The organism is Chryseobacterium camelliae, assembly GCF_002770595.1.
GTDB lineage: Bacteria > Bacteroidota > Bacteroidia > Flavobacteriales > Weeksellaceae > Chryseobacterium > Chryseobacterium camelliae.
Genome location: NZ_CP022986.1, coordinates 3506513 through 3524966 on the forward strand (window position 1 = coordinate 3506513; position 18454 = coordinate 3524966).

Consider the following 18454-nt stretch of genomic DNA (forward strand, 5'->3'; position numbering starts at 1 on the left):
CTTTTGAATTTGTACATTTGCTTTTTATCTCTATTCATGTCGGAATTAAAGAAAATCAGGGAAGCGCAGCATTTGACACAGGAAGAACTGGCGGTAAAGTCCGGCCTTTCAGTCAGGACCATCCAGCGGATCGAATCAGGGACTATTCCCAGAGGGTATACCCTGAAAACATTGGCTTCCAGCCTCAGTATTCCCGAAGAAGATTTACTGATCCCGGCTGCTCCTGCGGAAATAAAAAATGATGAACCGGCTCCGGTACTGGAGAAAGCAGAAGCTGCAAATGATACCGCCGTTAAAACAATCAATCTTTCTTCACTCCCTGTGGCCTGGTTTCCGGTTGCCAATTTTCTTTTGCCGTTATTGCTGCTGTATTGTTTAAAAGAGAAATCCTCATTGGCAAAACAGATCATTTCGCTGCAGATATTTTTATCCGTCATTTTGCCGGTTATCTTTATGCTGGTGGTTTTTCTGAAGCTCGGCCATGCCTCCGTTACATTCACTATGATCCTGCTGACCCTTGTTAATATCTATATTATCCTTAGGAATGCCTATGAGATTGACCGGAAACAGAAACTTTTTTATAAGCTGAATTTCAGTCTTCTATAATGCTGTCAGGTAATTGTCGGGTTTTTGTCAGGTCTGTTTTTAAGTTGGCATCGGATTATTTCTGAACCTTTGTCGAAAATAATTGAATGCAAAAATTTGCCCTGCTCATCCCTGTGATGATCTTCCTTATTATTGGCAGCATGAAAGCCCAGATCGATAAAAATTCACCGTTGTTTACAGAACTTAAAAAACAGGACAGCCTCTTTTTTGAACGGGGTTTTAATCATTGTGACATGGCTTACCTGAAAAAATCTGTTGATGATGATCTTAGGTTTTACCATGATAACGGAGGCTTTCAGGACAAAAAGCTGTTTCTGGAAAGAATGAAGCAGAATATCTGCTCCAATCCTGGTCAGAAGCCCATCCGTAAACGAATAGAAAAGAGCATTGAAGTTTTTCCTTTATACAGCAACGGAAACCTGTATGGAGCCATACAATCCGGGGAGCATCAGTTCTATATCCGGGAAAAAAACAAAGAAGATGTATTGGGCGGCCAGGCAAAATTTACTACCGTCTGGATCAAAAAGGAAGACAGGTGGACCATTAGCGACATTCTCAGCTATAACCATCACGAACCCGGTAAGTCGGAGGTTATGGATAATCTGGAACAATTGCTGAAAGACAACCGTATCCCAACACTAGGATTAGGCATCATTGAAAACGGAAAACTGACCCAGATACGGGTTATGGGAACTCTTGATGGCAAGGCAACAGCATCAGTTAACAGTCTTTTTAATGTAGCCTCTTTAACCAAACCGGTAACAGCCATGATTGCGTTGCGATTGGTAAGCCTTGGGAAATGGAACCTTGATGAGCCGCTTGATCACTACTGGACAGATCCGGATATCGCCCATGATCCGCGGCATAAGCTGCTGACCACACGTTTGATTTTGAGCCACCAAACCGGTTTCCCGAACTGGAGATGGCAAACTAAAGATCAAAAACTCAGTTTCGGATTCGATCCCGGAACCCGATACCAGTATTCCGGGGAAGGTTTTGAGTATCTGCGGAAAGCTTTGGAAAACAAATTCCATAAGAACCTGGAACAGTTAGCTGAAGAATTCATTTTCCAGCCGCTTGATATGCATGATACCAGTTATGTATGGAATAAAAAGAAAAACTCAGGAAAAACGGTGACAGGCTATGATAAAAACCTGAAGCCTTACGCAACGGTAATAAACACAACACCTAATGCGGCCGATGACCTGATGACTTCCGTAGAAGAGTACGGTCATTTCCTAACGGCCGTTATGAATAATGAATTGCTTTCACCCGAGGTTTTCAAGGAAATGATGACCCGGCAGGTGCAAACAAAACAGGATAAATACTTCGGGCTTGGTTTTGAAATATACGATTTGGGGAATAATGAAATTGCCCTTTCACACGGTGGTTCCGATCAGGGGGTGAATACCCTTGTTTTTCTTTTGCCGAAAACACAACAGGGCCTCATTATTTTCACCAATACTGATCAAGGGCATACCATCTATGAAACCCTGATTAACCGGTACCTCGGAGCATCAGGAAAGAAGATCATACAGATCGAAACCCGATAGTACAACAATCAATCAAAGCATAATCAAATTTAAATGTAAATAAATTTGTTACATTTAAAAAAGTTTATATCTTTGCAGAGCATTGATATGAACAATACCAGATTTGCAACCGCAATACATATTATGACTCTACTGGCAGACAGTCCTCACGACTGGCTGACTTCTGAATGGATGGCGGGAAGCATTAACATCAATCCCGTTATCGTGCGTAAGGAATTAAGCGTTCTCAGGGAGGCCGGCCTGATCATCAGCCGCCAGGGAAAAGAAGGAGGGAGTCGTTTGGCCAGGAATGCGGGAGACATCACGATATCTGAGATTTATGCAGCAGTAAAGAATACTGAGGTACTGGGAAAGAAAAACCTGAATCCCAATCCTGTATGTCCTGTAGGAAAGGACATTAACAGCCATCTCAATAACCTGTTCAGCGAGACGAATAAACTCGTTGCAGAGTTTTTGGGTAATAAAACACTGCAGGCATTTACAGATCAGTTTAAATAAAAAATTTTATCAGTAAATGTAACAAAATATATTACAATTAATTAAAATAAATCATTATGAAAAAAGTAGCAGTAATCGGGGCCACAGGATTTGTAGGAACCCATGTCGTAAAGGAATTGTCTGAAAGAGGATACCAGGTGGAAGCTCTGGCAAGGGATACCTCAAAAGTTCAGCAACATGAAAATGTGACCGCCAAAAGCATTGATGTAAATAATGTGGAAGCACTGGCTGAAGTCCTGAAAGGAAATGATGCCGTAATCAATACATTCAATGCCGGATGGACGAACCCGAATCTGTATGATGACTTCCTGAACGGCTCCGTCAACATTGAAAAAGCTGTGGAAAAATCAGGGGTTAAAAGATTCATCACGGTAGGGGGCGCAGGAAGCCTGTATATCAATGGAAAACAATTGGTAGACGGCCCTGATTTCCCGCAGGATATCAAGCCCGGAGCACAGGCAGCCAGGGATTACCTGAACAAAATCAAAGAAAATACAACACTGGACTGGACGTTCTTCAGCCCGGCTATTGAAATGCATCCGGGAACAGCAGGCGTAAGAATTGGAAAATACAGGACAGCCTTGGAAAACCCGGTTTTTGACGAAAACGGAAGGAGCGTGCTTTCTGTGGAAGATGTGGCGGTGGTTCTCGCAGATGAACTGGAGCAGAACAACCATATCCGTGAGCGGTTTACGGCAGCGTATTAAATTAATATTGAAAATAAAAGGAAAAATTTCGGCGGCTGTCAAAGACAGCCGCCGAAATTTTTATAAGCTCATAAACAGCCGCGGGTTCACGGGAGTATTGTTTTTATGGACTTCGTAATGCAGGTGCGGCCCTGTAGACCGGCCTGAATTGCCTGACTTAGCAATCACATCACCCACTTTCACTTTATCATTGGTTTTCGCGATCAGTTCCGACAGGTGGCCGTACAGAGTGGCCAGTCCGTTACCGTGGGAAACAATCACACAATTTCCGTAGCCTCCTTTCTGCCCCGAGAAAATAACGGTGCCGGCAGCAGCGGCTTTTACAGCGGATCCGTAAGCAACTGCAATGTCAAGACCCTTATGGAACTGCATCTGGTCTTCTTCTGCTGGCGCATGGTCTCTCTCAGCAGGAGCTTTAGAAGCTGGTGCATTCGCAACCGGTGCCGCAACGTTCGATGCTTTAGGCGTGACCATTACCTTTACTTCTCTTTTGTTTCCGTAACTGTCCGTCAGCTCTACAATTTTTTCCACCGGTTCAGCTTTTACCTCTGCTATGGCAGGTTTGGCTGCCGCAGCAGCATTAGGCTTTACCGAAGCATATACGGTTTTAAACGGGATCGGATTTTTCCTGATGCCGAAATTGGATGATATATATCCGTCCGCAGGCATTCCGAGCGGTACCTGCATCAGTTTTTGCTGAAGATCCATCAGGTACTGGCTGTACCGGTTGGATTGCCTGGCAAGGTATACGGAATTTGAAATGCTGTCATGATTAAGGACCATCAGGTTTTCATTGGGGATATTCTTGGATTTCAGGAATGAATTCAGCTGAGCTACCGTGCGGTCTACCAGGCTGAGGTCGGTTTTCATTTTCAGGTAATCCACGCTGTCTTTCTCTGTGTTAATCCTTACCAGGTTTACCTGGTAATTTTTGTCATCCTTCTCGGAAAATAATCTGGCAATAAGAATGCCCTGTACAAAAACAATACATAAAAGCACACCGATAAGAACATTGACGTTCTTTCTGTTGTTGAGAAATCTCTTCATTTTCTTCTCTTAAGTAGGTAAGCAGTTTCGAAGCTGCAAATTTAATTAAAATAACAGAATTGCATATTATTTTATTAAATTTTAATATTTATATCTGTTTAACGGATAAGTTGACATTTGATTGCCCCACAATATTATTTTTGGCGAAAAATAACTTTTATCATCATCTTCGGGCGGCGGTTACGTCTTTGTTTTAATATATTTGCAGTTCACATTTCAATTATGGCTAAAAAGAAAACCGATTCAGAATCTTCAAATCCGAAAAAAAACAAAAAGGATATTGCTGTAGGAGTGATAGGAAGCGGAAGTTTTGCAACTGCGATCGTCAAAATGCTGGTTGAAAACTGCAGGGTGGTGCACTGGTGCGTAAGAAATGAATTTGTAAAAGGAGCCATTGAGCTCCGCGGGCATAATCCTACCTACCTTACAGCCGTTAATTTCAACCTGAAACATTTGAAACTGACCACCGATGTCAATGAGCTGGTGTCTTCCTGTGAAGTGGTAGTGCTCGCTACACCATCTATCTATCTGTCGGATACGCTTGATAAAATGAGTGTGGAGTGTACGGAAAAAGTTTTCGTTTCGGCCATCAAGGGGATTATTCCCAAGGTTAATGATGTCGTAGCCCATTATCTGAAAGATGAATTTAAGATCGGATTCAGGAACCAGGCCGTTATTGCCGGTCCGTGTCATGCCGAAGAAGTAGCGATGGAAAGGTTATCGTACCTGACCATAGCAACTGTGGAAGATGAAGTTTCAGAAAAGCTGGAGAGCATCTTCAGTTCAGATTTTATCAAGGTACATTCCAGCAAAGATATCCTCGGCAATGAATACAGTGCCATCCTTAAAAATATTTTTGCCATAGGCGCGGGTATTGCCAGCGGTCTGGGATATGGGGATAACTTTACAGCAGTTTTCGTCTCCAATGCCATCCGCGAAATGGAAACCTTCCTTGAATCCATTTATGAAGCACCGCGGGATGTGAATGAAAGTGCGTACCTGGGAGATTTACTGGTAACAGCTTATTCCCTGTTTTCCAGGAACCGTAACCTTGGAAACCTGATCGGTAAAGGGTATACGGTAAAATCGGCAATCCAGTCCATGAACATGGTGGCAGAAGGGTATTACGCCGCAGATTCCATCTACAAGACGGCCAAACAGAAAGGATTGAAGCTTCCGATTATCGATACTATTTACGGCATTCTGTATGAAGGCAAGAATGCAGAAAAACAATTCAGGAAACTGACGGCTAAACTTAACTGATTCATCAATACATACAGCAACTTGTATTAAGGCCGTTGAATAAAATTCTCCGGCAATACACTGATGTCCGTAAAAGTCATGTTAAAAATCTTAAAGGAGTTTCTGTTTTAATAACTTTTCCCGAAATTTGATATAAAATTTAGGATATGTCACAACCGCTTACGGGCAGAACACCCAAACCAAAATATGATGTTGTATTGGTAGGGGGCGGCATCATGAGTGCCACATTAGCCACCTTACTGCATGAATTTGATCCCAATCTGGAAATTGCGATTTTTGAAAGGCTCGGAAGATTTGCCAAAGAGAGTACCGCTGCCTGGAATAACGCAGGAACAGGGCATTCGGCATTTTGTGAGCTTAATTATACTCCGGAAAAACCGGACGGAACCATTGATATTTCCAAAGCTGAAAGCATTGCGGAACAGTTTGAAATTTCCAAGCAGTTCTGGTCTTATCTGATCAGCAAAGGATACATTCAAAACCCAAAGGACTTTATCAATTCCTGCCCTCATATGAGCTTGGTCTTCGGTGAAAAAGATGCCGAATACCTGAAAAAAAGATACGACAAAATGACCCTGTCAACGCTTTTTCAGGGGATGCAGTTTTCCAATGATCACGACAAGCTGAAGGAATGGATCCCGCTGGTGATAAGAAAGAGAAATGCCACCGAAATTATGGCGGCTACGAAAATGGACCTGGGTACCGATGTAAATTTCGGATCGCTGACCCGGAAAATGGGAAGGCACCTGCTGGAAGATTCCAACGTAGAGGTATTCCTGTACCATGAAGTAAAGGATATTGACCCGAGAGCAGACGGAAAATGGCAGATGAAAATTAAAGACAGGATCCACAGCCATAAACAGGAAGTGGTGGCAGACTTCGTATTCATCGGCGCCGGAGGGTATGCTTTACCCTTGCTAGAAAGCTCAGATATCAAAGAAAGCGAAGGGTATGGCGGCTTTCCTGTATCAGGGCAATGGCTGGTTACCCATAATCAGGACCTGGTGGAGCAACATCAGGCGAAAGTATATACGCAGGCTACTGTGGATGCGCCGCCCATGTCTGTCCCGCATCTGGACCTGAGGATTATTGACGGTAAAAAAGCCTTGCTTTTCGGGCCGTTTGCAGGCTTTTCAACCAAATTCCTGAAGGAAGGAAGCTACCTTGATCTTCCGGAAAGTGTGAATACCAAAAACATAAGATCCCTGTTTGGTGCCTGGTGGCATAACCTTCCGCTCACCAAGTACCTGGTACAGCAGGTGGCGATGAATAAAGCCCAGCGTATACAACACCTGAGGGAGTTTATCAAAGATGCCAAAGAGGAGGACTGGGAACTGAAAGTAGCCGGCCAAAGGGTTCAGATCATCAAAAAAGATGAAAAAGACGGTGGTAAACTGGAATTCGGGACTGAAGTCGTGGTAAACAAAGCGGGAACAATCGCTTCCCTGCTGGGAGCATCACCCGGAGCCTCCACAGCAGTATACGCCATGCTGAATGTCCTTGAAAAATGTTTTCCTGAAAAACTTGAAGGAGAATGGAAAGATAAACTGATGGAAATGATTCCTTCTTATGGACAGAAACTTTCCGGCAATCCTGAACTTACCCTTAAAATGAGGGACTACACCAAAGAAAAACTGGAACTGGAATATTAATTTATAAGCAATGAGTAATGGGAATACATAATACAGCATTAAACAATTACCCATTACTCATTATTCATTATTCATCATCAATGTCTGATACCCTTGTAAAACCCGTCATTGCCAAAGAGCTGCTGGAATCCCTTCAGGCTAAAACCGAAGAAGAAAAGCAGGTGATCGTGCACTGTTGTTTTCCTGCCTCTCCGTCTTTAGGAAACCTGATCAGGATCTGGCCGTCCACTTATCTTTTTGATCTCCAGTCTGACCATCAGAGCAAGCTCATCCATACGGAGAATATAACGTTATTTCCTTACTGGACGCCGATTCCTTTCATGAAGGATTTCTGGTTTACCCTTATTTTTTCAGGCCTGCCGAAAGATTGTAAAAGCTTCGATCTTAGAGAAGTCATTCCTGAAGAAGGTGGGTTCTATGTGGAATCGGTAAAAAGAAACTCTTCAGATGTTTACCGCGTGAAAATATCAGAATCCTATTGATGTATGAAGACAAGAGAAAAGAAGCTGAATGATATCATCAGATGGGCAGAAACCAATCCGGATATCAGGGCTGTGCTGCTCACCAGTTCCCTAGCCAATCCTTACGCTCCTGTAGATGACCTGAGTGATCTTGATATCGAACTTATACTGACAGACCGAAACAGGTATGAAACGGAGGATGGCTGGATCAGAGTTTTTGGTGAACCGGTATGTATCATTGAAGAAAGTGCTGAGGCTTTTGATGGGATCCATGCCATGAAGATGGTGCTCTATTCAGATCATGTAAAAGTAGATTTTAAACTGTACGGAACTCGGGAATTTAATCAGGAAGTACAGTCAGAAGCCTTTCCGGAAGACTGGGATGTCGGATATAATGTGCTGGTGGACAAAGATGGGATTACCGGATCTATGAAAGCTCCGTCTTATCAGTCAATCATGATCGCAAAACCATCCGAAGAGGAATTTTACCGGCTGATCAAAGACTTTTGGTGGGATACGGCCTATGTCGCCAAATGCCTGAATCGCGGGGATATTTTTTATGTAAAATACATGGCTGAAAATATTATCCGCACAGAATACCTGATCCCTTTAATAGAATGGCATATTGCATCCGGGCATCACTGGAAGAATATAACCACCAATAAACACGGAAGGCTGTTTAAAAAATACCTATCCAATGGCTTATGGCAGAAAGTGGAAGCCACATTTTCAGGCCATGACACAGAAGAAAACTGGAACGCATTATGGGCCATGACAGACCTGGTGCATACTCTTGGAATCAGCCTGTCTGAACATCTTGGTTATACTTATCCTTTGGAAATAGAGAAGGGAATGATGAAGCATCTGCATTACGTTCAAAACCTGAAAAGTAGTTTTTAGTCCTGTTTAATCCTTATCTTTAAGAATATGAAAAATATATTTGTATTTCTCTTGCTCCTCCCTTTAGGGCTGTTTTCCCAGAAAATGGTGTCTAAGGAAGTAATGGATGTCAAAAAGTTTCAGGAAGACCTGAATGCAGAATACCTTAATCCTAAAGAAACTCCTTTACGGGGAGATCATTTTTCCAGCTTTAAAGGGCACCCGTTCTTTCCTTTCGATATGAAATACAGGGTAACCGCAGATTTTAAGAAAACGAAAAATCCGAAACCTTTTGAAATTCCCACTTCTTCCGGTAAAACAAAAACGTACAGGGAATATGGTAAAGCAACTTTTAAGCTTAACGGGGAAAACTATACCTTAACTCTGTATCAGAGCCTTGATCTGATCAAACAGAAAAAATACCGGAACTATTTGTTTCTGCCGTTCCGTGATGCTACCAACGGAAAGGAAACATACGGCGGTGGAAAATATATGGACCTTACCACTCCAAAAGGAAATACGGTAATTCTGGATTTCAATCAGTCCTACCAGCCTTACTGTGCCTATAACGCTTATGATTATAACTGTCCGATTGTCCCCGAAGAAAATAAACTTCCTGTAGAAATCAGGGCAGGCGTAATGTATGATGATGTGTATCATCAGTAACACTAAACCTTAGTCAGCGCGTACCAAACCAGATGTATTGTCTGACAACTTTTTTAAACACGAATGCTATGGTATCCCTCCGATTTTTTCAACCTGAAGATCTTGCCGAACTCAGCTATAGCCTGGATGAGGTTCAGGCTGGAAACACTTCACTGGCAGCCAAGGCGCTGGAAAGGTTCAGGCAAAGGAATACCGGCAAAGAATTTCCGGTAACAATTCTGTTCAATGGAAAGCCGGCCGGTTTTTTTTCACTGGACTTCGGAGAAGATAAACATGATTTGACTAATAATCCTGAAGCCGTTTTGTTCAGGTCTTTTTCCATAAACCCTTTATTACAGGGAAAAGGTATCGGAACATCTGTCATGACGGAGTTAGAAGGCTTCATAAAAACCAATTTTAAAGATTGTAATGAAGTTGTTCTGGCTGTCAATCAGAGCAATACTTCTGCTTACCAGCTGTACCTCAAAGCCGGATATTGCTATGGAGGAAAATCCAGAATAGGCAGGAGCGGTCCGCAGGATATCCTTTATAAAAAAGTTTAAGAAAATTTTAAGTCGTAAATTCTAGTTTGGCGTGATACTTTCCTGTACATTTAGGTATCAAATCAAAAAACTATGGAAATATCTCTTAAAAACCAGGTAGCAGTAGTTACCGGGGCTTCAAGCGGAATAGGAACCGGAATCGCCAAATCACTGGCCGCCGCCGGAGCAACGGTTATTGTTAACCATTCATCAGAGCGTTCTCAGCCGGATGCTGAAAAGGTATTGAAAGAAATTACGGATGCCGGCGGAAAAGGCGTGACGTACCGTTGTGATGTCTCTAAAGAAGAGGAAGTCATCAAAATGTTTGAAGATACCGTTGCGCAGTTCGGCACTGTGGATATTCTGGTCAACAATGCAGGCATTCAGAAAGATGCCAAATTTATTGATATGACCATTGATCAGTGGAACGCGGTAATCGGCGTCAACCTTACCGGACAGTTCCTGTGTGCAAGGGAGGCGATAAAAGAGTTTCTTCGTCGCGGAATTGATCCTGCCCGTTCCGTAGCCTGCGGAAAAATCATTCATATCAGTTCTGTACATGAAGTAATTCCCTGGGCAGGACATGCCAATTATGCCTCCAGTAAAGGCGCGATCAGGATGCTTATGCAGACGCTGGCCCAGGAGTACGGAAGCAAGAAGATCCGGGTGAATTCCATCTGTCCGGGTGCCATCCAAACCCCAATCAATACCGATGCCTGGGATACACCGGAAGCTCTGAAATCATTGCTTACCTTAATTCCGTACGACCGAATCGGACAGCCTGAAGATATCGGTAATCTCGCTGCATTCCTCGCCAGTGACCTGTCAGATTATATTACAGGGACCAGCATCTTTGTAGACGGAGGGATGAAAACCTACGAAAGTTTTGCAACAGGAGGGTAGGGTTGAGTTAAAGTGTGGGAGAGTTAGAGTGTTTTAGAGTGCCGAATGTAGAAATATCATGAAATATATCAGCGATGTCAGTCCACCCCGGATCATATCTGAAGATTGTAATTTCATGCTCAAAATATATGAATACATGATGCTTTTACAGCAGTACAACTATCCTGGCTAATCAACAGATTTTTATATAATGCAATTAGAAAGTACAAAAATATATTGTACTTTTTACATCAATACATAATACATCTATGACGGAAAAAGAACGACTGCCCGACCTTTCCTGGAAAAAATGGGGCCCTTATGTCAGTAACCGGCAATGGGGAACCGTGCGGGAAGACTACAGTGCAGATGGTGATGCATGGAATTACACCAACCACGATATTGCAGAGGCTAAGGCTTACCGCTGGGGAGAAGAAGGCATATGCGGGATCTGTGATGATATGCAGAAACTTGTTTTTTCTATCGGATTCTGGAATAAAAAAGATAGAATGGTCAAGGAACGTCTTTTCGGGCTTTCCAACCGGCAGGGAAACCATGGGGAAGATGTAAAGGAATATTTCTATTATCTGGATTCTACGCCTACGCATTCTTACATGAAAATGCTGTACAAATATCCGCAGAATCCATTTCCCTACGAGGATCTGGTGTCAACCAATGCAGAAAGAGGTAAAAAAGATCCGGAATATGAACTGCTGGACACAGGGGTTTTCGATGGTAATGAATACTTTGACCTGTTCATCGAATATGCTAAGGCGGATGCGGATGACCTGCTGGTCAGGCTGACTGTTGTAAACAAATCGGGAAAAGAGGCACCTCTGGTCATTCTGCCCTCCCTATGGTTCAGGAATACCTGGAGGTGGGGATATGATGATTATAAACCTGCTCTAAGTGCGCAGCAGGAAGATCATATCAGGATTGAGCACAGAGATCTGTCCATTAAAAACATATATGCCCGACAGTCTGATAAGACATTGTTTTGCGATAACGAAACCAATAATCAGAGGCTGTACGGTTCTTCCAATGCAACGGCTTACTGTAAGGACGGGATTAATGATTATATCATTAACGGCAATGAAGCTGCTGTCAACCCTGAGCATACCGGTACAAAAGCCTCTTTCCTCATTGAAGAAACTTTTCAGGCCGGCGGAAGCAAAACTTTTGAATTCAGGCTTTCAGGCAAGGACCTGGAGCAACCTTTTGCCCAATTTAATGCATTGTTTGACTCGCGGAAGGCTGAAGCAGACGAATTCTATGCGGATCTCCAGAAGGAAATCACATCAGAGGATGAACGCATGGTTCAGCGGCAGGCGTTCGCCGGCATACTATGGAATAAGATGTTTTATCATTACAATGTTGAAAAATGGCTCAAAGGAGACCCTGCCGACATCAAACCGCCGAAATCCCGTGAAAAAATCAGGAACTTCCAATGGAAGCACCTCAACAATGAGCATATTATTTCCATGCCTGATAAATGGGAATATCCCTGGTATGCAACCTGGGACCTCGCTTTTCATGCAATGAGTTTTTCACTCATAGATCCCGGTTTTGCCAAGCACCAGCTGAAGCTGTTTCTTTTTGAATGGTATATGCATCCTAACGGGCAGCTCCCCGCCTACGAATGGGATTTCAGTGATGTCAATCCGCCGGTGCATGCATGGGCTGTATTTAGGGTATTTAAAATTGACGAGCACCTCAGCGGCAAGCCGGACCTTCAGTTCCTGGAAAGTGCTTTCCAGAAGCTCCTGATGAATTTTACGTGGTGGGTCAATAAGAAAGACCATAACGGCAACAATATCTTTGAAGGCGGTTTTCTTGGGCTGGATAATATTGGCGTTTTCGACCGTAATGCCGTCCTCCCGAATGGTGAACAGCTTGAACAGTCAGACGGGACCAGCTGGATGGCGATGTTTGCCTTAAATATGATGCGGATTGCCCTCGAACTGGCTCTATACAACAATATTTATGAGGAAATGGCCATGAAATTCTTTGAACATTTCCTGGCGATTGCCAATTCGCTGGATAAGATGGGAGATGAATGCTTCAGCCTTTGGGATGATGAGGATGAGTTTTTCTATGACGCCATTGCTGCAAGCGACGGAAGCCATATGTACCTTAAACTGAGGTCTATCGTGGGATTGATTCCTATGTTTGCCGTCGAGGTGATTGATGACGAAATGATCGAGAAACTTCCTAATTTCAAGAAAAGGATGAATTGGGTGCTCGAAAATAAGCCCGAACTGGCCGCATTGGTTTCGCACTGGCAGGTAAAAGGGCAGGACTCCAAGCATTTGCTCTCATTGTTAAGAGGGCACCGGCTGAAAAGGCTTTTATACCGGATGCTGAACCCTGATGAATTCCTGAGTGAATACGGGATCCGCGCTTTATCAAAAGAATATGAGGATCATCCTTATACCATACAGATCAACGGGGTCAATTATTCTGTAAAATATACGCCGGCAGAAAGCGACAGCTCCCTGTTCGGTGGCAACAGCAACTGGCGCGGACCGATATGGTTTCCGATCAATTTCCTGATTATAGAAAGCCTGCAGCGTTTTTTCTTTTATTACAGCCCTGATTTCCTCGTTGAATACCCTACTGGAAGCGGGAAATTCTCCAATCTGGATGAAATTGCTGAATCGTTGAGCAAACGCCTGTCTGCCCTGTTTTTAAAGGATGAAGACGGGAAACGGCCTTTCAACGGACAATATCCGAGATTTCAGAGCGATCCCGATTTTAAAGATTATATCCTCTTCTATGAATATTTCCACGGAGACAGCGGACGTGGAGTAGGAGCATCACATCAAACCGGCTGGACCGGACTGATTGCCAAAATCCTCCATCCAAGGCTTTCGAGAAAGGTCGCCGAGTCCGAAACCCAGATGCCGGAAGGAATGGATGCCCAATAATAGTTTTTGATTGGTGTCTAACTACTCAAAGATCTGCTGGATAATTTCCAGAGAAGCAGGAATGCTGAAATCGGTAATATGGTAATGGTAATAGACCAGTATACTGTCTAAAAAGTCTTTCCTTAATGAAACGGGAATCTTTATGCCATACGGCTGCTGTGAAGACATAATATGTTTCCACAATTCTGAAATCTCAGCAGTGAACAGCTGATGATTCAGGCCGGAGGAATATGTTCCGGTTTCCGGATCCAGATATTTCCCATCTGCCGAAAGGGGTGCTACTCCCTGTATTTTAAGGATTTTAATAAGAAAAATAAGATGGGACTGGTAATTGTGGTGGCTGAGTACCTCTAAAAATTCAGCAACGCTGGAAAAAATACCCGGATTTTTATGTTCCTCCCTTAAAATCTGGTTCAGGAAATCCGATATGAAAAATACAATGGTATTGATTTTAACATCAGTATACATATCGTAATTATTGACCAGTTCCAGCCTGGAAGCGGTACATATTCCGTTGCCTTTTACGGGATTAACGGTAAAGCTTAGCCGGTTCAGCGGTTGGAGCAATGCCTTTTTTTTATTTTTTTTGGCATAAATTCCCTTCAGAAAATAGGTTTGGAATCCTTCTTCTTCAGTAAAGCAGTACAGCACCGCATCATGGTCGCCGTATTTGAGGTAAGAAAGTAAAAAACCGTTCTGTAAATTCATGGATCAGTTGACTACAGCAATTTTAGCCGTTGCTTTATCAGACCCGTCCTCATTGGTCATCAGGACGAAATAGATTCCTGAAGCCACTCTTTTGCCTTTAAGGTTATTCAGATCCCATTCATAATAGCCGCCCCTGGCCACAGCCGAATGAACCACATTACCTGCGGCATCCGCGATCCGGATATTGGTCTTTTCTGCTAATCCTTTGATCGTGACTTTTCCCTTAAAATTGGAATACACGACAGGGTTAGGATAAACGAGTACATTTCCGAAGTTGGAAGTAACATCAGCCACATCGCCCTGGTAGGTTACAATTCCGTCATAGGAAACAAAATAAACCTTTCCGGTTTTGCGGTCTACTTTGATATCCGTAACACTGTTAGTCGGAAGGGGAGAGTTTTCTTTAGTAAAATGCTTAATAGTCCGCTGGCCATCGGAAGATAAATAATACACGCCACCGCCGTCTACCGATACCCATTTATGGTCACCGGCATCCACTTCTACCTGCAGGATCTGGGAATCCCTGAACAATTCTTCGCCAAGGCCGTTCTGTTCAATAACAATCGGCTCCACTACGGCACTTGTCGGTGTTTTAATAGCTGATGATGCATTAGGCAGGATTCTTAGTCCATTGTCGGTACCGATCCATGCATCTCCGGATTTATCGATGGCTACAGAAACTGTCCCGTTGGAGTTCGCAGAGAATCCGTTGCTTTGACTGAGAACATAGCTTACATCATCAGAAATGTTGGTTGGGGTATTTTTATAGTCATAGGCCATGAAATTATTTGTTCTCGGAAGAGGAATCCACAATAAGCCTTCATAGAACAGAGGTTTTTGTGTCGCGGTACTGATTCCTGTTTCCTTGATCAGGAATTTGTCTCCTGCTCTGTCATACGGTGCCACCACAGCATTGGTATTATCACCGAAAGATACTGTGGCAAACAGGTTATTCTGATCATCAAAGGTAAAGCCTACAGGACGGTAAAAATAAATATCCGGAGATCCGAGGTCATAATATTTAACGAAATCGAAATCCTTTTTGGAGGCATTGTATTTCATCCTGTAAATGCCGTGGCCGTCTGCAATAACATAATTGGTAAAGAAGACCTCGGTATTGTCTGCCGGGTTGGCAATGGCATCCAGCACATTAAAGACTGAACTTCCACCTGTAAAATAAGACGGATAAATCCATTCCATTCCGTTAAAATAATAAAATCCCGGGTTTTTAGGATTGTCTAAAGGAGTATTAAACCTGTTAGACCTTCCCCCGGACGATACAAGCATCTGGTTTTCGCTGAAGAGATTGATCTTATAGGCGTAGTTAAAATGAGGACCGTCCGGCTTAAAAATGCTGTTGCTTTCATCCTTAATACCCGAAACAATGGTCCCTCCATATGTTTTGCCTCCTGCAATCATAGCAGTATTGCATTCTTCACCAAAACTTACCGTACCGGTATAGTTGCCGTTGGTGTTGAAGGTATAAATCCTGTTTTTGTCTGTTACTACAATACTGTTGTTATGTACCACAATGTCTTTTACACCGGTAAATGTCTGTGATAATGGTGTGGAAACGCCGTTATTATATATATAGGCCGTTGTAGGGGATGAAAAACTCATTACCGGATCGGAATCGATCTGTGTAAATGCTCCTGCCATTTCCGTTGTCCAGGTGGAGTATACCGGGAAAGTAACATTCATTTCATGGCTTTTCAATCCTGAATTGGTAACGGCGAAAACCTTATTTCCAACTATGGTTGCTTCGTTGCTGGCCTCATATACTCCGCTCAGGAAAAATGCAGAATCCCCGAATTCTTTTTTCTTCAGGTCAAAGATGGAAACACCATATCCAACTGAAACGACGGCTTTGTCGCCGGTGATAGAAATATGATTGATTCTCTTACTGCCGTTGTAGCCTGTAGCGATAGGAATATCCACGACATAGGTAATGCCGTCCGGGGTGATCACATCCATAGAGCCATTCTGATAGCCGATAAGTCCGGTTTTCGTCTGCGGATTGTAATCGAATGCCGAAATTTTCACTTCGTGCAATCCGCTGGCTTTGGACAGCTTTGTAATTTCTCCTGTGGAAACGGTGTAGTAGAAAATTCCGTTTTCCGTAGCCGCAATGATCTTGCCGTTGTCTTCTTTCATCACCAGGACGTTATTGTAAGAAAACAGGTCTGCCCATTTTTTTGATGAGATCGTCTGTGCGTTCATCAGGCCGAGAGAGGCTAAAATACCCAGAGAAATTAAAGAGAGTTTTTTCATATTATGCGATTATGCTGCTGTCGATAGCCTGGTTATTCCAGGAGATGTGCTGTATATTTTTATTGGGGTCGAAAAAGAAATCTATTCTTCCTAACAGGAGTCCTGCCCAGCCTACCTGGTTGACCAGTACATTTTTCCCCTGCCTGTTTTTGAAGACCTGCGGTTCCGGAAGAAACGTATGGGTATGTCCGCCTAAAATCAGGTCGATATTTTCTGTACGGGCGGCCAGGATCTTGTCGCTTACTTTATCCGGTTCATCTTGATAGTCGTATCCTATGTGGGAAAGACAGATGACAAGGTCACATTTCTGGTCATTTTTCAGGAAACTGGCGTAGTGCTGTGCTACATCAACAGGATCTGAATAGACCGTTTCACCATATTGCTTCTTTCCTACAAGACCTTTGAGTTCTATTCCTACCCCGAAAAGCCCGACTTTGATCCCGTCTTTGCTGAAAATCTTGTAAGGAGTGGTCTTTCCGTCAAGAACAGTATTTTTGAAGTCATAGTTGGAACAGATGAACGGGAACTGTGCATTGGGCAGCACCTTCAGGAAACCGTCCAGTCCGTTGTCGAAATCATGGTTACCCATTGTGGAAGCATCATACTTCATCATAGACATCAGCTTGAACTCCAGTTCACCCCCAAAAAAATTAAAGTACGGTGTTCCCTGGAAAATATCACCTGAATCCAGCAGCAATACATTGCTTTCCTGATTCCGGATCTGCTGGATCAGGGTAGCCCGTCTGGCAAAGCCGCCCTGGTTAGGGTTTCTTGTATAACTGGAATCGAAAGGTTCAATTCTGCTATGCTGGTCATTGGTATGGAGAATAGTCAGTTTTTTGGCTATTTTCAATGAGCTGATATTCAGTTCTTCCGCCATCAGGATATTCGGAGCCAAGGCCATGGCCAGGGTTCCGCCGCTTACGGTTTTTAAAAAACTTTTTCTGTTCATTATTTCTTGCCGGTAAATTTTAAACGGATATCTGTTGGAGGAATGATTTCCGGATTGTTTTTGAAATATTCTATAAAAAGGTCCCTTTGTTTGATTCCTGTAGGAATCATTTCCCCTTTGGAAAAAAAAGTCATATTATCCCCGCCTAAAGCCAGGTAATCTGAAGTGGCGATATAATATTCCTGGTCGGGATTAACAGGTTTTCCGTTAATCAAAGTTTTTACCAGGTGCTTATCCGCCGTTTCTATATATAAATGGGATACAGGATTGTTGATCTGCGTCCTGGCATAGTAGTCAAAAAGGCCCTGAACATCTGAACCTTTCATCTTGACAATAATTAATTCATTTTCAAACGGCATCACTTCATAAATACTTTTCAGCATTATGTCTCCCTTTCCGATCACCGTTCTGATTCCCTCGATATTGAGCAGTGAGGCATCCACACCTCTATTCAGGTGTGCTTTCGCCCATTGGTTAGCGCTGTCAAAGAGATAATCTGCTAAAAGATTGCCCAGGTTGCTGTTATCTCCCTGCTTCGTAAGGTCTACGCTGGTATGAGAAATCTTCTGGTTCATCTCCTTCTCCAGTTTTTGTTTATAGGGTGCAATAACACGTACAAATTCCTGGTCGTCCTTCAGCTCTTTATTAATAGAAATATTCTTCTCAGTCTTCACCTGGGCTACCTGAAGCGCGGCTGTACCGCACGAGGTAAGGGAAGCAAGAGCAATTCCTAGTAATAAGAATTTATTTTTCATAAGATCTTTTAGTATATGCAAATATAATTATATGTATAATAAAACATGATTATTTATGATAAATTCTTGGTCTAAATTATTAAATTTGGAAAAAATAATTCTAACA

Annotated in this window: 17 protein-coding genes; 12 read left to right on the forward strand and 5 right to left on the reverse strand. The window is 43.0% G+C overall.

Features of this window, described 5'->3' with window-relative positions; translation table 11 throughout:
• Positions 1–36 precede the first annotated feature (36 nt).
• The 4 genes from CGB83_RS16255 (at position 37) to CGB83_RS16270 (ending at position 3364) form a co-directional block, all read left to right on the forward strand.
• Positions 37–606 (forward strand): helix-turn-helix domain-containing protein, encoded by a 570-nt coding sequence (locus CGB83_RS16255; protein ID WP_100076753.1) that lies wholly within the window; start codon positions 37–39, stop codon positions 604–606.
• A gap of 86 nt (positions 607–692) precedes the next feature.
• A complete protein-coding gene (locus tag CGB83_RS16260) occupies positions 693–2159 on the forward strand; it encodes a serine hydrolase (protein ID WP_100076754.1) in 1467 nt (488 codons plus the stop codon).
• Between the two features lie 87 nt (positions 2160–2246).
• Positions 2247–2657 (forward strand): Rrf2 family transcriptional regulator, encoded by a 411-nt coding sequence (locus CGB83_RS16265; RefSeq protein WP_100076755.1) that lies wholly within the window; start codon positions 2247–2249, stop codon positions 2655–2657.
• Between the two features lie 56 nt (positions 2658–2713).
• Entirely contained in the window at positions 2714–3364 is a 651-nt protein-coding gene (locus CGB83_RS16270; RefSeq protein ID WP_100076756.1) for an NAD(P)-dependent oxidoreductase, read from the forward strand.
• Positions 3365–3424: 60 nt separating this feature from the next.
• Here CGB83_RS16270 and CGB83_RS16275 read toward each other — a convergent pair whose 3' ends face one another.
• On the reverse strand, positions 3425–4411 hold the full coding sequence (locus CGB83_RS16275; RefSeq protein ID WP_100076757.1) for a M23 family metallopeptidase: 987 nt from the start codon (positions 4409–4411) through the stop codon (positions 3425–3427).
• A 222-nt stretch (positions 4412–4633) separates the two neighbouring features.
• On the opposite strand from CGB83_RS16275, the gene CGB83_RS16280 reads away from it, so the two are divergent.
• The 8 genes from CGB83_RS16280 to CGB83_RS16315 all read left to right on the forward strand — a co-directional run bounded on the left by CGB83_RS16280 (position 4634) and on the right by CGB83_RS16315 (position 13662).
• Entirely contained in the window at positions 4634–5674 is a 1041-nt protein-coding gene (locus CGB83_RS16280) for an NAD(P)H-dependent glycerol-3-phosphate dehydrogenase (protein WP_100076758.1), read from the forward strand.
• A 146-nt stretch (positions 5675–5820) separates the two neighbouring features.
• On the forward strand, positions 5821–7326 hold the full coding sequence (mqo, locus tag CGB83_RS16285) for a malate dehydrogenase (quinone) (RefSeq protein ID WP_100076759.1): 1506 nt from the start codon (positions 5821–5823) through the stop codon (positions 7324–7326).
• An 80-nt stretch (positions 7327–7406) separates the two neighbouring features.
• Complete coding sequence (locus CGB83_RS16290; RefSeq protein WP_100076760.1) at positions 7407–7808, forward strand: hypothetical protein; 402 nt, start codon at positions 7407–7409, stop codon at positions 7806–7808.
• Positions 7809–7811: 3 nt separating this feature from the next.
• Positions 7812–8687 (forward strand): AadS family aminoglycoside 6-adenylyltransferase, encoded by an 876-nt coding sequence (locus CGB83_RS16295; protein WP_100076761.1) that lies wholly within the window; start codon positions 7812–7814, stop codon positions 8685–8687.
• A gap of 27 nt (positions 8688–8714) precedes the next feature.
• Entirely contained in the window at positions 8715–9332 is a 618-nt protein-coding gene (locus CGB83_RS16300; RefSeq protein WP_100076762.1) for a DUF1684 domain-containing protein, read from the forward strand.
• A 68-nt stretch (positions 9333–9400) separates the two neighbouring features.
• Complete coding sequence (locus CGB83_RS16305; protein ID WP_100076763.1) at positions 9401–9874, forward strand: GNAT family N-acetyltransferase; 474 nt, start codon at positions 9401–9403, stop codon at positions 9872–9874.
• 72 nt (positions 9875–9946) lie between these two features.
• Positions 9947–10756: a glucose 1-dehydrogenase gene (locus tag CGB83_RS16310; protein WP_100076764.1), complete on the forward strand. Its 810-nt coding sequence runs from the start codon at positions 9947–9949 to the stop codon at positions 10754–10756.
• Positions 10757–11004: 248 nt separating this feature from the next.
• Entirely contained in the window at positions 11005–13662 is a 2658-nt protein-coding gene (locus CGB83_RS16315; RefSeq protein ID WP_100076765.1) for an MGH1-like glycoside hydrolase domain-containing protein, read from the forward strand.
• A 21-nt stretch (positions 13663–13683) separates the two neighbouring features.
• On the opposite strand, the gene recO is transcribed toward CGB83_RS16315, so the two are convergent.
• From recO to CGB83_RS16335, 4 genes are read right to left on the reverse strand one after another with little or no spacing between them, the layout of a single operon-like run.
• The gene (gene recO / locus CGB83_RS16320; protein ID WP_100076766.1) at positions 13684–14370 is read right to left on the reverse strand and encodes a DNA repair protein RecO; all 687 of its coding nucleotides are present in this window, start codon (positions 14368–14370) and stop codon (positions 13684–13686) included.
• A gap of 3 nt (positions 14371–14373) precedes the next feature.
• Positions 14374–16641 (reverse strand): type IX secretion system anionic LPS delivery protein PorZ, encoded by a 2268-nt coding sequence (porZ, locus tag CGB83_RS16325; RefSeq protein WP_100076767.1) that lies wholly within the window; start codon positions 16639–16641, stop codon positions 14374–14376.
• A gap of 1 nt (position 16642) precedes the next feature.
• Positions 16643–17593, reverse strand: coding sequence for a bifunctional metallophosphatase/5'-nucleotidase (locus tag CGB83_RS16330; protein ID WP_100076768.1), 951 nt, complete (start codon positions 17591–17593; stop codon positions 16643–16645).
• Positions 17593–18348 carry a 5'-nucleotidase C-terminal domain-containing protein gene (locus CGB83_RS16335; protein ID WP_100076769.1) on the reverse strand — a complete coding sequence of 252 codons (756 nt, stop codon included), beginning with the start codon at positions 18346–18348 and terminating at the stop codon, positions 17593–17595. Before CGB83_RS16335 ends, CGB83_RS16330 begins: the two co-directional genes overlap by 1 nt.
• Positions 18349–18454: the final 106 nt, after the last annotated feature.

Excerpts from the sequence above, each read along its gene's own strand:
- CGB83_RS16300 (WP_100076762.1), top strand. The coding sequence starts at position 8,715 with ATGAAAAATATATTTGTATTTCTCTTGCTCCTCCCTTTAGGGCTGTTT.
- CGB83_RS16280 (WP_100076758.1), top strand. The coding sequence starts at position 4,634 with ATGGCTAAAAAGAAAACCGATTCAGAATCTTCAAATCCGAAAAAAAAC.
- CGB83_RS16330 (WP_100076768.1), bottom strand. The coding sequence starts at position 17,593 with ATGAACAGAAAAAGTTTTTTAAAAACCGTAAGCGGCGGAACCCTGGCC.
- porZ (WP_100076767.1), bottom strand. The coding sequence starts at position 16,641 with ATGAAAAAACTCTCTTTAATTTCTCTGGGTATTTTAGCCTCTCTCGGC.
- recO (WP_100076766.1), bottom strand. The coding sequence starts at position 14,370 with ATGAATTTACAGAACGGTTTTTTACTTTCTTACCTCAAATACGGCGAC.
- CGB83_RS16315 (WP_100076765.1), top strand. The coding sequence starts at position 11,005 with ATGACGGAAAAAGAACGACTGCCCGACCTTTCCTGGAAAAAATGGGGC.
- CGB83_RS16295 (WP_100076761.1), top strand. The coding sequence starts at position 7,812 with ATGAAGACAAGAGAAAAGAAGCTGAATGATATCATCAGATGGGCAGAA.
- CGB83_RS16275 (WP_100076757.1), bottom strand. The coding sequence starts at position 4,411 with ATGAAGAGATTTCTCAACAACAGAAAGAACGTCAATGTTCTTATCGGT.
- CGB83_RS16290 (WP_100076760.1), top strand. The coding sequence starts at position 7,407 with ATGTCTGATACCCTTGTAAAACCCGTCATTGCCAAAGAGCTGCTGGAA.
- mqo (WP_100076759.1), top strand. The coding sequence starts at position 5,821 with ATGTCACAACCGCTTACGGGCAGAACACCCAAACCAAAATATGATGTT.
- CGB83_RS16270 (WP_100076756.1), top strand. The coding sequence starts at position 2,714 with ATGAAAAAAGTAGCAGTAATCGGGGCCACAGGATTTGTAGGAACCCAT.
- CGB83_RS16305 (WP_100076763.1), top strand. The coding sequence starts at position 9,401 with ATGGTATCCCTCCGATTTTTTCAACCTGAAGATCTTGCCGAACTCAGC.
- CGB83_RS16260 (WP_100076754.1), top strand. The coding sequence starts at position 693 with ATGCAAAAATTTGCCCTGCTCATCCCTGTGATGATCTTCCTTATTATT.
- CGB83_RS16310 (WP_100076764.1), top strand. The coding sequence starts at position 9,947 with ATGGAAATATCTCTTAAAAACCAGGTAGCAGTAGTTACCGGGGCTTCA.
- CGB83_RS16335 (WP_100076769.1), bottom strand. The coding sequence starts at position 18,348 with ATGAAAAATAAATTCTTATTACTAGGAATTGCTCTTGCTTCCCTTACC.
- CGB83_RS16255 (WP_100076753.1), top strand. The coding sequence starts at position 37 with ATGTCGGAATTAAAGAAAATCAGGGAAGCGCAGCATTTGACACAGGAA.
- CGB83_RS16265 (WP_100076755.1), top strand. The coding sequence starts at position 2,247 with ATGAACAATACCAGATTTGCAACCGCAATACATATTATGACTCTACTG.